Origin of the sequence: Butyrivibrio sp. LC3010 (genome assembly GCF_000424385.1) — a bacterium.
Taxonomy (GTDB): Bacteria; Bacillota; Clostridia; order Lachnospirales; family Lachnospiraceae; genus Butyrivibrio.
In genome coordinates this window covers 36,912-49,761 of the sequence record NZ_AUJU01000009.1, presented here as the reverse complement: position 1 = coordinate 49,761, position 12,850 = coordinate 36,912, and the positions used below count along the sequence as shown (strand labels likewise).

General features: G+C 39.3%; 8 protein-coding genes. All 8 read right to left on the bottom strand.

What is annotated here, in order from left to right:
- Positions 1-2: 2 nt before the first annotated feature.
- Complete coding sequence (locus G622_RS0108310; RefSeq protein ID WP_026510333.1) at positions 3-1,457, bottom strand: MBOAT family O-acyltransferase; 1,455 nt, start codon at positions 1,455-1,457, stop codon at positions 3-5.
- 122 nt (positions 1,458-1,579) lie between these two features.
- Positions 1,580-2,788 carry an NADP-dependent isocitrate dehydrogenase gene (locus G622_RS0108305; RefSeq protein ID WP_026510332.1) on the bottom strand — a complete coding sequence of 403 codons (1,209 nt, stop codon included), beginning with the start codon at positions 2,786-2,788 and terminating at the stop codon, positions 1,580-1,582.
- A gap of 103 nt (positions 2,789-2,891) precedes the next feature.
- Entirely contained in the window at positions 2,892-3,572 is a 681-nt protein-coding gene (locus G622_RS0108300; RefSeq protein WP_044914651.1) for a GntR family transcriptional regulator, read from the bottom strand.
- Between the two features lie 32 nt (positions 3,573-3,604).
- Positions 3,605-5,038: a 2-isopropylmalate synthase gene (locus tag G622_RS0108295; RefSeq protein WP_026510330.1), complete on the bottom strand. Its 1,434-nt coding sequence runs from the start codon at positions 5,036-5,038 to the stop codon at positions 3,605-3,607.
- Positions 5,039-5,287: 249 nt separating this feature from the next.
- On the bottom strand, positions 5,288-7,000 hold the full coding sequence (locus G622_RS0108290) for a methyl-accepting chemotaxis protein (protein ID WP_026510329.1): 1,713 nt from the start codon (positions 6,998-7,000) through the stop codon (positions 5,288-5,290).
- Between the two features lie 33 nt (positions 7,001-7,033).
- Positions 7,034-8,119, bottom strand: coding sequence for an Ig-like domain-containing protein (locus G622_RS0108285; protein WP_026510328.1), 1,086 nt, complete (start codon positions 8,117-8,119; stop codon positions 7,034-7,036).
- Between the two features lie 182 nt (positions 8,120-8,301).
- Positions 8,302-10,719 carry a leucine--tRNA ligase gene (leuS, locus tag G622_RS0108280; RefSeq protein WP_026510327.1) on the bottom strand — a complete coding sequence of 806 codons (2,418 nt, stop codon included), beginning with the start codon at positions 10,717-10,719 and terminating at the stop codon, positions 8,302-8,304.
- A gap of 139 nt (positions 10,720-10,858) precedes the next feature.
- Positions 10,859-12,808 carry an EAL domain-containing protein gene (locus G622_RS0108275; RefSeq protein ID WP_026510326.1) on the bottom strand — a complete coding sequence of 650 codons (1,950 nt, stop codon included), beginning with the start codon at positions 12,806-12,808 and terminating at the stop codon, positions 10,859-10,861.
- Positions 12,809-12,850: the final 42 nt, after the last annotated feature.

The window sequence follows — 12,850 nt, the reverse complement described above, 5'->3', positions numbered from 1 at the left end:
CTTTAGAACTGGGCATAAACAAAACTTCTGATCTCCTCACCTGCGCCGTATCTGCCAAAGATAAGAATTATAAGCGCAAATAAAGCAAATCCGATGCCTCTGGAAAAGTCTCCCCAGCGCTTACTCATAAGTTCAGGCGGAATCTTATTACTCCTATAGGCCCAAAAATCAAACACGCTAAGCAGCATTATTGATACAGCTGCCACAAACCATTCAATGGAAGACAGTCCCAGTATAAGTCCTTCTTCTGCAGTAAATCCGGCACTAAGCCCTTTTCCATCCCGGATAAACATAGCTTTTATATAATCAAATGCATTCGACAGACTATTTGCCCTGAAGAAAATCCATGCAAAGGAAACTGTAAGAAAGCTGATCGCCCATCCTGTAATTCCTCTTACAAGAAATCTCAATTTTCCTCTATCAAGAATATTGGTAACTACATTCATAATTCCATGGAAAACGCCCCATATTATGAATGTAAATCCTGCCCCGTGCCACATTCCGCACACAAGGAAAACGACAAGTATATTAAAAGCTTTTCTAAAGCTTCCTTTTCTGTTTCCTCCAAGAGGAATATAGATATAATCCTTTAAAAAGTTACTGAGGGAAAGATGCCATCTCCTCCAGAACTGAACGATATTTTCAGCAAAATAGGGTGTCCTGAAATTCTGAATAAGCTCTATTCCAAACATCATGGATATTCCGATCATCAGATTTGTATATCCCGCGAAATCACAGTATATCTGAATCGTGTATAAGAATGTGCAAAGTAAAAGTGTAACGGGTCCAAATTCCAAAGGATTATCAAAGGTGATATCGACAGGAATCCCTATCCTGTCTGCAATAACCATTTTCATGAATAATCCCCACAAAATATAGGACAAGACTCTAACGGCTCTGTCAAAATCAAACAGCTTTGTGTTTTTACTGTTCTCGATTTTTATAATAAAATCCTCAGCCCTTTCAATAGGTCCGCTCATCCACTTTGGAAACCACATCATGTAAAGTGCAAAATTTATGAGGTTCTTCTTAGCATCAATCTTCTTAGTCGTAACATCTGCAAGATAGCTTATGGCCTGAAAAATGTAGAATGAAAGTCCAATCGGCATTGCAGCCTTTAACAGGTTGTCAGGTATATACAAACCCGGAAGATTTGCAGCAGCTGCCAGATATTTCCATCCGAATAAAACCATTGCCAGTGCTATGATTCCGATAGCTGAAACAACATTCGAAATCCTTGTCATTTCCCTTTTCTTTAAAAATGAAATCATAAGACCACACAGATACGTAAAAGCTGTGATTGCGCAGATTGTTATTATACCGATACTTTTCCCCTGCCAGATAATAAAGAACACGCTAAAAGCCAGCAGTTCGAATTTCCTTATAGCACCCGGAGAAATATGAAATAGAATAAATGTGATAAACAGAAAGCAAAAAGTTGTTAACTGAAAAACCATGTTCCCTCCAAAAACAGTTTTAGCTTTTCTATGATACAGGAAAACCGGAAAAAAAGAAAACCCACACCATTATTTAGCAATGATACTAATAAAGGTGTGGGATGGCTAAAACTTATAGTGTTTTATTTTAATCCTTCATATGTCTCTCTGATAGCCTTTATAAACTGCTCAGAGTTAAGCTTTTTAGCATTGGGATTACTTGTTATAAGAACAAGGTCTCCTGTCATCTTGCCGCTCTCAATTGTTAAAAGAGTTGCCTTTTCCATCTTATCTGCCCAGTCGATGAGTCCCTGAATATTATCAAGCTCACCGCGCTTTCTCATGGCACCTGTCCAGGCAAAGATTGTTGCTACAGGGTTTGTTGATGTCTCTTCTCCCTTAAGATACTTATAATAGTGACGCTGTACTGTTCCATGAGCAGCCTCGTACTCATAGATACCTTCAGGAGATACAAGAACTGAAGTCATCATTGCAAGAGATCCGCAGGCAGAGGATACCATGTCACTCATTACATCGCCGTCATAGTTCTTACAAGCCCAGATAAATCCGCCCTTTGACTTCATTACACGAGCTACGGCATCATCAATAAGTGTATAGAAATACTCTATTCCGGCAGCGTCAAATTTATGTCTGTACTCCTTCTCAAAGGTCTCATCGAAGATTTCTCTGAATCTTGCATCATAAGTCTTGCTGATAGTATCCTTTGTAGCAAACCAGAGATCCTGCTTTGTTGAAAGAGCATATTCAAAGCATGCCTTAGCAAAGCTCTTAATAGAAGCATCCTTATTGTGGATTCCCTGAATGATACCGGGACCGTCAAATTCCTGAATGGTCTGTCTTATCTCTTTTCCATCAGCACCTGTAAATACCAGCTCAGCTTTACCAGCACCGGGAACTGCTATCTCAACATTCTTATAAACATCACCATAAGCATGACGTGCAAGTGTGATAGGCTTCTCCCAGGTCTTAACATTGGGTTCTATTCCCTTAACAAGAATAGGTGCTCTGAAAACTGTTCCATCAAGCATTGCACGGATTGTACCGTTAGGGCTCTTCCACATCTGCTTAAGGTCATATTCTTCAACTCTGGCTGCATTGGGAGTGATGGTAGCACACTTAACAGCTACGCCATACTTTTTAGTTGCGTTGGCACTGTCAATTGTAACCTTATCATCAGTCTCATCTCTGTATTTAAGACCAAGATCATAATACTCACTCTTAAGATCAATATAAGGCTCAATCAGCTCTTCCTTGATCATCTTCCAGAGAATTCTGGTCATCTCATCTCCATCCATCTCGACAATGGGGGTGGTCATCTGTACTTTTGACATATCGTCCTCCTCTTTAATATAGTTCTTGAATTTATCTAACGCTTTACGTTCAATAGTAAAGTCTCATTATTACCTTTTATATTCATTCAAGAAGTCATTATAGTTACGAAAACATTTCTAAAAGTCCGTTCTTTACCATATTATCATAGGCACTAAGCATATGCCTATTGGCAAATTCTTCTGCTTTATCAGGATTTTTATCCCGTATAGCTTCCATTATGGCACGGTGCTCATCATTGCAGTCCTTGCCGCGCTTGCCTGCAAGTGTCTTTTGCCTTATCTGCCAGACGTACTGGTGATAATCCTTAAGCAGATGTTCAAGCATCTTGGAATCACAGGATTCATAAAGTGTTGTATGAAATCTGTTGTCCAGCTCCGCAAGCTGATCAAAATGCCCCTTTTTTTCATGGAAATCCGCAAGATATACTATCTCTTCCAGATCCTCCATCTGTTCATCAGTTATGTTGTCGCAGGCCCATCTGGCGCAAAGTCCTTCAAGTTTTGACCTTATCATGTAAATATCATGAATGTCCTTTGCACTGATACCGACCACATAAGCACCTTTATTGGGAATTATCTGAACCAGACCCTCCAGTTCAAGCTGCCTTAGTGCTTCTCTTACAGGGGTTCTGCTCACACCAAGCTCAGCACCAATTGCAACCTCTTTTAATTCCTCATGATCAGAATACTTGCCATTTAAAATATCTTCACGTATTCTGTTAAATACTCTGCCGCGAAGTGAATATTTATCTGTCACTTCCTGCTTTAAATCCTTTTTTTCCATTTTTCCCTCTATTCTATGGTCTTCACCAGGAATCATTCAGAAAGATTTTTTATCTCACCCTCACATACTTCGATTCCGATAAGTTTTGATACTTCATCGATTTTCTTAGTGAGCTCTTCGTCATACATTACGGTAACACGGCCGTTTTCATATTCACCGTCAACCCATTCCTTTAAAACCTGAACAAGCTTGTGCTCTTTTCCGATAGCATTATCACCCTTTAAGCGGTAGTGAACATTAATCCAGTGAGCAATTCCTGCAAGTCCTGAAGTATTGGAAACAGCGCTTACAGGCGGTCTTCCAAGGAACTTATCCGTATCGAATATGTTATAAATCTCCTCATTCTTAAGAAGTCCGTCAGCGTGGATACCGGCTCTTGTCACATTAAAGTTCTTGCCAACAAAAGGAGTCTGAGGCGGGATATGGTATCCCAGTTCTTTTTCATAATATCTTGCAAGGTCTGTGATAACCTGAGTATTCATTCCGTTTAATGTTCCCTTAAGCTGCGCATACTCAAATATCATTGCTTCAAGTGGTGTGTTACCTGTTCTTTCACCGATGCCAAAAAGTGAAGCATTGACACCGGAACAGCCATATAACCATGCTGTTGTTGAGTTGGTAACAGCCTTATAAAAATCATTATGTCCATGCCACTCAATGAGCTCGCTTGGAACACCTGCATTTGTATTTAATGCATAGATGATACCCTGTACACTTCTGGGAATAACAGCACCTGAGAAATTGACACCATATCCCATTGTATCGCAGGCACGTACCTTGATCGGAATTCCATACTCTTCACGCAGCTTCATAAGCTCTACACAGAATGGAACTACAAATCCATAGATATCAGCTCTTGTTATATCTTCAAGATGACATCTGCAGGCAATACCTTCATCGAGACAGTCGCGGATAACACTAAGATAATGCTCCAGAGCCTGCTTTCTTGTCATTTTTAATTTCAGAAAAATATGATAATCTGAACAGCTTACAAGGATACCTGTTTCCTTCATACCAATTTCCTTGACAAGCTTAAAGTCTTCCTTACTTGCTCTTATCCAGCTTGTAACCTCAGGAAACTTATAACCTCTCTCCATGCATTTATAAACTGCATCTCTGTCCTTTTTGCTGTAAAGGAAAAATTCGCTGGCTCTGATCATACCATTCGGTCCGCCAAGTTCATGCATCATATCATATATTTTTACAATCTGCTCTGTGGAATAAGGTGCTCGTGATTGCTGTCCGTCACGGAAAGTCGTATCAGTGATCCATATATCCTTGGGCATATTGTGAGGAACAATTCTATCGTTGAAGGGAATCTTCGGAACCTCATCATATGGGAACATATTTCTGAAAACATTAGGTTTCTTGACATCATCAAGAATATACATATGCTCTTCAATCTGTAATAGATTGTTGTGTTCATTCATTGTTACCGGTCTGTTTTGAAATGTCTGGTCCTGCATTTTAGTCCTCCTCGATTTACGTCAATTATCCTTTATGATAAGGATGAAAAACTCGTTTTGCATTATTGTATACAATAATACCATCTATGTCAACGCTTTAATGTGATAAAGCACGCTAAAAAAGAGATTAGACCATAAATCTATGATCTAATCTCTTGAAGACATAATATGTTTTAATGCAATCAATTTTAATCTGCTTTATTGCAAACAAATTTATTCTATTGTAATGCAATAGGAATAAAAATATACTCAGCGGAGTCTGAACTGATTTATAAGTCTTGTGAGGTCTTCAGACTGTTCTGTCAGTCTCTGTGATACATTGCTGGATTCCTGAGCGGTCTCAGAATTACTCTGTACAACTGCAGAGATCTGATCAATTCCGTCATTGATTTCTTCCATGCTTTCAGCCTGATGCTGTGCCATCTCTCCGGTTTCAGCTATCATGCCGGTAATCTCCTTAACAGATTCCTGCATCTTCTGAAGAGCTTCTGTTGTCTCACCAACAACATCATTACCGTTTTTGATTTCCTCCATCGTATCCTGAATAAGCTGATGCGTATTCTTGGCAGCTTCAGTACTCTGACTTGCAAGTGTGCTGATCTCCTCTGCAACTACCGCGAAACCTTTTCCTGATTCGCCTGCTCTTGCAGCCTCAATAGAAGCATTAAGTGCAAGGAGCTGTGTCTGCTTGGCAATGGACTCGATAGTATTGGTAACCTGCTCAATCTCATTAGAAGCCTCTGTAATTCTAACCATTGCATCTGTAACAAGATGCATCTTGCGTGCACTGGCATCCGCATCATCTCTAACCTGATCAGCCATTTTTCTTGATTTCTCTGCAGTCTCAGCCATGGTCTTTGTCTGAGCAGTAATGGTATTAACAGATGCAGTAAGCTCTTCTACAGCCGCTGCCTGATCCGTTGAACCTTCTGCAAGTGCCGTAGCACCCTGACTCATACCGGATGCGCCCTGTGACACATGATTAGAAGATTCACGTACATGGGCAAGAGTATCAGAAAGTGAGTCGGTAATATTATTCATAGCAGCACTGATAGGTGCATAGTCAGCTATATAAAGCGAAGGCGTAATTGTTCCTTTTGAAAAATCGCCATCAGCAACTCTTTTTAGCGTCTCTGTTATATCTGTTACAATCTTCTCAATTCCAGAGGTTGATTTACTAAGATCCTTTGCCAGTTTACCAAGTTCATCATCTGAGTCGTAATCAATGTTAATGTTAAGATTACCTTTTGCCATTTCATTGGCGGCCTTTGAAATCTCTTCAACAGGAACAAGAATTGAATGTGAGAGCTTTTTCTTAACATCTACAATGTAGATAATAAGCATCAGAATAACAACAGCGGTGATAACACTCATCACAATTCCAAGAATTACAGAACTCCTATATGCGTTCTCTGCAGCTACGGTCGTCTCTGATGATACTGTCTTAAAATCCTTTACGGTCGCATCTATTGATGGATACAAGGTATCATTAAAGTAGAAGAATATTTCTTCAGATGTGGAGCCATCATTGAACATATTACCAAGAGCCACACCATTAGCCTCAACATTCTTAAGGTCTGCAGATACTTTATTAATATCAGAAGAACTTTTAGTAAGTTTTGAGAGTTTAGACAGATTAGCATCAAATTCAGCATATTTTTCGGTAGCTTTTCCCAGCTGTTCCTGTCTTATTCCATCATCAGGTGATGACAGAGCCCACAGATAAGCTTTTGCCAAAGCCTGCATATCAATTCTGATATCTGCCTGAATATTATTCATAGTATAATATTTGGTGTAGATGGTTCTTATGGAAACCATTGCAGATACCAGTGTTATTGCCAGAATAGCAACCGCAACCGCAGACATGGTGATTATCTGCCTGAAGGTTGAATTGAATTTCTCCTGCACACTCAAGTTACGAATTTTGTTCTCGTCAACACTAACCAGGTTCTTAATACTCATAAGTCAATCTACCTCCTCATAAGAAAATGCTTATTACTTAACCTTTATCTTGTGTGTATTAGAATACTTTCCGTAGTATTTCTTTCCATCATAATTTCTGTATGCTCTGACTTTTACCTTGTATAACCCCTTTGGAAGTTTATTTACCGTAACACTCTTTTTAGTTGTATTAACCGTTACCCAGCTTCCTGATTTTTTGTATTTAATCTGGTAGCCGCTGGCATATTCTATAGCCTTGTATTTTATCTTAAAGCTCCCCTTATTCCGCTTAAGATAAGTTATTGTAGGCACGGATTCTTTGATGATACGCGTCTTTTCAAGACCAGAAGGACTTCCAACAGTAACCTTGATCCTGCCGATTTCAGCTCCGTTACCTACCTTAGCAACTATATAACAGGTCCCCACATTTTCTGCTGATATATAGGCTTTTTTGTACTCCTTGTCATCTCCTATGACTGTGGCAATATCATTATTGGTGCTCTCCCATTTAATCACATCATCGACAACCGTACCCGGATAAGAAACACCCTGAACTGTTTCAACTTCACCGGGCTGAATCTTCAGCTCATTTTCAGGAAAAATCAGCTGCGTATAATATTTACTGTCCTTAACAGATATTTCACAGACAGCAAATACAGAAGTATCAAAAGCTGAAACCACTTTTATAACAGCAGTGCCTGTACCAAGGGCAGTAACAAGGCCATTTTCAACTTTAGCAATTCCCGGACTGCTACTCTCCCATGTAACCAATGCATCATCCGGATTAATTGTCACAGTCTTGGATAAATCAATTGTTTCTCCTACCGTTATCACTTCTTTTGAGTTTTTAAAAGTAATGCTTGTAGCAGTAATTCGTATAGAAGTATTTGATTTTTCAGGATTATTTGAATCCTGATTATTGCCGGTATTTTGTGAACCCTGGTTATTACCCGTATTTCCGGTATTTGGAGCATTCTGATCTTTTCCGGTATTTGTGTTATCCTGCGCAGTGTGTGAATTATCTGTATTTTGAGTATTCTGCCCGGTTTCAGCAAATGAGTTAAATCCAAATCCTGTAAAACAAACAGAAGCTGTCAAAGCAATACAGATACCATTTTTCCAATTAATTCTTTTTCTCATTAAGTACACCTCTTTCTACAACAATTTAAGTAACTAGCTTTCTCCCCATAAGATATACTAATATACATATATTGTACTCTATACATTCGAAATAAACATCATTTGTAAACGAATTTACAAAAAAATAATAAAAGCTCCATGTTCTTTTTAGAACATGGAGCCCAAAGCGCTAAAATCGCCTATTATTTCATTACTATATTTACAATCTTACCCGGAACATAGATTTCCTTAATTATGTTACCGGTAAATTTGCCTGCAATAGCTTCCTTTGCTTTAGCAAGTACTGTATCCTTCGGATCATCCTTACCGATTGAGATAGTTGCACGAACCTTACCATTAACCTGAACAGCAATCTCAACTGTATTCTCAACAGTAAGTGCCTCATCAAATTCAGGCCAGGTCTGCTGATAAAGTCTTCCTTCACCGCCGATAACCTGCCAGATCTCTTCTGTGATGTGAGGAGCTACAGGATTGAGCATTGTAAGGAGTGTCTTGTACTCAGCCTTATTAACTGCCCCCTTCTTGTAGAAGTCATTTATAAGTGACATCATAGCTGCAATAGCTGTGTTGTACTTAAGGTTCTCAAAATCATTTGATACCTTCTTGATTGTTCTGTGCATTTCACCCTTCAGGTCATCTGAATACTCATCACCATCTACGAGGATATCCTGAAGCTTCCAAACTCTTTCAAGGAATCTTCTGCAGCCCTTAACGCCATCCTCAGACCATGAAGCAGCAAGATCAAATGCACCGATAAACATCTCATATGTACGGAGTGTATCTGCGCCGTAATCCTCAACAATGTCATCAGGATTAACAACATTACCACGTGACTTACTCATTTTCTCGCCGTTCTCACCAAGGATCATACCGTGGCTTGTACGCTTCTGGTAAGGCTCAGATGTAGGAACAACTCCCTGATCATAAAGGAACTTGTGCCAGAATCTTGAGTAAAGAAGGTGAAGTGTTGTATGCTCCATTCCTCCGTTGTACCAGTCTACAGGAAGCCAGTACTTAAGTGCTTCCTTACTGGCAAGAGCTTCTTTATTGGTAGGATCTGTATATCTGAGGAAATACCATGATGAACCTGCCCACTGAGGCATTGTATCAGTCTCGCGCTTTGCAGGGCCACCGCAGCAAGGACATGTGGTATTAACCCAATCTGTCATTGCAGCAAGAGGTGACTCACCATTGTCTGTAGGCTCATAGCTGTCAACCTCAGGAAGAAGAAGCGGAAGCTCTGACTCGTCAACAGGAACAAATCCGCACTTCTCACATTCAACAATCGGAATAGGCTCGCCCCAATATCTCTGACGTGAGAATACCCAGTCACGAAGCTTGTAGTTAACCTGTGCATGGCCGATCTTCTTCTCTTCCAGGAATGAGATCATCTTTTCTTTTGCTTCGGCAACTGAAAGACCATTGATGAAATCTGAGTTAATGAGCACGCCTGTAGCAACATCAGTAAATGCTGCCTCATTAACATCAACCTCTTCGCCATCTTTAGCAACTACCTGGATGATCGGAAGACCGAATTTCTTAGCAAACTCCCAGTCTCTGTCGTCATGAGCAGGAACTGCCATGATAGCACCTGTACCATAGCTCATAAGTACATAATCTGAAACCCAGATCGGAATCTCTTTACCGTTAACAGGATTGATAGCGCAAAGTCCGTCAATCTGAACACCGGTCTTATCCTTTGCAAGCTCAGAACGTTCGAAATCAGACTTCTTGGAAGCCTCTTCACGATACTTAAGAATCTCATCGAAGTTCTTAATCTGATCCTTGTATTTATCAAGATAAGGATGCTCAGGAGATACTACCATATATGTAGCACCAAAAAGTGTATCGCAACGTGTTGTATAAACAGTAAGAACATCCTCCGTGTCCTTGATCTGAAAATCAACTTCAGCACCTGTAGAACGTCCGATCCAGTTCTTCTGTGATACTTTAACACGCTCAATATAATCTACACCATCAAGTCCGTCGATGAGCTTATCAGCATACTCAGTGATTTTTAGCATCCACTCGCTCTTAACCTTGCGCACTACTTCAGAACCGCAACGCTCACAAACGCCGTTGACAACTTCTTCGTTAGCAAGACCAACCTTACATGATGTACACCAGTTGATAGGCATCTCCTTCTTATAAGCGAGCCCTGCCTTGAAGAGCTTAAGGAATATCCACTGTGTCCACTTATAGTAGTCAGGATCTGTTGTATTTATTTCCCTGTTCCAGTCAAAGGAATAACCTAAAGAATGAAGCTGGCTCTTAAACTTTTTAACATTATTAGCTGTTACGATCTTGGGATGAATATGATTCTTAATAGCATAGTTCTCGGTAGGAAGACCGAAAGCGTCCCATCCCATGGGATATAGAACATTATAGCCCTGCATTCTGCGCTTACGTGCAACAATATCAAGTGCTGTGTACGGACGCGGATGACCTACGTGAAGTCCCTGTCCTGAAGGATAAGGGAACTCTACAAGGGCATAATATTTAGGCTTTGAAAAATCATTGCTTGCAGCAAATGCATTTTCATCATCCCAGATTTTCTGCCACTTCTGTTCAACTTCTTTGTGATTATATAACTCTGACATTTGGGTACCTCGTTTCTGCGAAATTAAATGCATAATGAATAGATTTTCTATCTCTCTTATGAACAATAAAAAATTCTATCATATTAAAGTATCACATTCAAGCGAGGTCCCCTTACTTAAGATAAACGAATCAGAATCTTTAAGATTTTTTATCAAAATACTTCCGTAAATTCTCAATAGGTGAAGGCTTTGCATAATGATAGCCCTGAATATAGTCAAAACCTCTGTCTATACTGAATTTCTTCTGAGCCTCATTCTCAACGCCCTCAATCAGTGTAACGAAGCCATTTTTCTTAAAGAAATCTATCATATAAGTGAAAATGTCATCGACACGATAATCCTTGACCGCTTTATAAAGAAGAGATTTATCGAATTTAATAGTCTGCACAGGTACATCCACAACTCTCTCAAGATTTGAGTAACCTGTCCCAAAGTCATCCATATAAAGCTGGATTCCTTCACGGTTTAGCATACTCATGTTATATCTTACGGCATCATAATTCTCAGCCATCATGGACTCAGTAATTTCAAGTCTGATCATCTTCTGGTCAATCCTATAGCTGTGAATGATATCCATTATTTCTTTATAAAAAGTTTTATCTGTAAAATCCAATGTGGAACAGTTTATCGTAACAGCATCAAAATCATATTCCTCCACCAGTGCTTCAACTGCCCTGCAAACCTTATGCATCATTATCACGGTAAGGGCATGTATACAATTGTTCTGCTCAGCAACTTTAATGAAAGTATCCGGCGGTATCATCTTACCATCGATAGTAAGTCTCATCAGCGCTTCAGCTGTTCTGAAGGATTTATTTTCAACACTGTAAATTGGCTGAGCATAACAAATAATCCTCTCATCGTCAGGATTCATTCGTGCTCGTATATCCATGAGTGTCTGCTCAATCTTATAGATTTCTTCAAAATCCCTGAAATCAGCCCCATTAGCGAAATAATATACATTTTCGCCATCTTTTAAATATCTGTTTCTAAGATATCTCAAAAACAGCTGTGTGTATTTGTTGCCTACTGCCACAAACCTTTTGCTATCTCCGCATACTCCTACAAAATAATGGATTTTATCATCAATTCTCTCAAAGAAGCTATCAAGAATATCCCTCATCTGTTCAGTATAATTCTCAGCATCTGACCTTTCTTTTGTCTCCAGAATTGCTATGAAGGTCCCATAATTTAATCTGTACATCAGGATTTTTCTCGATATTCTTTCTATTTTTCTGCAAATTCTCACCACTTCCATTGAAAACGCTTCATAATTCGGAACAATAGAACTGTCTGCAAGCTGAGGAAAATCTATGTAGGCTATATAGAATACTCTTCCTGCCCTTTCATTTGTCTGGAATCTGCTCTCGAAAGCACTGATATTCTGGCATCCTGTCTCCTCGTCATAGGAATTAGAGTGAAACAGCTGATAACCTATTACGAAAGGAATCACATAGGTAACCGCACTGAATATAGCATGGGTTGCTATTATCTGCAGGATAAGTACAGCAACGTCAATTGTAACCGATATCACTGTCGCCCTGAAAACAATTCTGGATATATTTTTACGGCGCAAAGTAGTAATAACCATACATATAATGCAACATAAAATTCCTGCAACACAGTAAAATCTTGTAAAGTGTGTGATATCGATTCCGTCTGTTCTTACGAAAAACAGCCTCTTCAGAACGATCAGATAGATCATTACAGCAAAATAGATAGTCGAAAGCGTAATATAAATCATTATCAGAACAAAACGTTTTCTGAATCTGCCCTCGCTCAATAGATTAATATAGTTAAAGTAAATGAACAAAAGTATAGCATATAAAGTAAGAAACAGCGTCAAAGCTGCGGTAAATACATTTCTGTTATAGTAGACAGAAACAGTACTGGCCATTCTAACGATAACGATCTGCACCATAATCGCAAATATGGAAATAATTGTTCCTGTCAGCAAAAAAATATATGTTTTAGACTGCTTAGGCTTAGTAAGAAACATAAAAACAAGAATCAGCACAGCAAACAAAAGCCCTGCAATCTCACCTATAATGTCATATCTAAGTTGAAAAAACAAAGGATTATACGGCATTTCAACCTCACAATAAATCAGCGCATACTAAACCACGGTATT

What these genes read in the sequence shown, in the direction of transcription:
- G622_RS0108310 (WP_026510333.1), bottom strand. Translation starts at nt 1,457, where the DNA reads ATGGTTTTTCAGTTAACAACTTTTTGCTTTCTGTTTATCACATTTATT.
- G622_RS0108305 (WP_026510332.1), bottom strand. Translation starts at nt 2,788, where the DNA reads ATGTCAAAAGTACAGATGACCACCCCCATTGTCGAGATGGATGGAGAT.
- G622_RS0108300 (WP_044914651.1), bottom strand. Translation starts at nt 3,572, where the DNA reads ATGGAAAAAAAGGATTTAAAGCAGGAAGTGACAGATAAATATTCACTT.
- G622_RS0108295 (WP_026510330.1), bottom strand. Translation starts at nt 5,038, where the DNA reads ATGCAGGACCAGACATTTCAAAACAGACCGGTAACAATGAATGAACAC.
- G622_RS0108290 (WP_026510329.1), bottom strand. Translation starts at nt 7,000, where the DNA reads ATGAGTATTAAGAACCTGGTTAGTGTTGACGAGAACAAAATTCGTAAC.
- G622_RS0108285 (WP_026510328.1), bottom strand. Translation starts at nt 8,119, where the DNA reads ATGAGAAAAAGAATTAATTGGAAAAATGGTATCTGTATTGCTTTGACA.
- leuS (WP_026510327.1), bottom strand. Translation starts at nt 10,719, where the DNA reads ATGTCAGAGTTATATAATCACAAAGAAGTTGAACAGAAGTGGCAGAAA.
- G622_RS0108275 (WP_026510326.1), bottom strand. Translation starts at nt 12,808, where the DNA reads ATGCCGTATAATCCTTTGTTTTTTCAACTTAGATATGACATTATAGGT.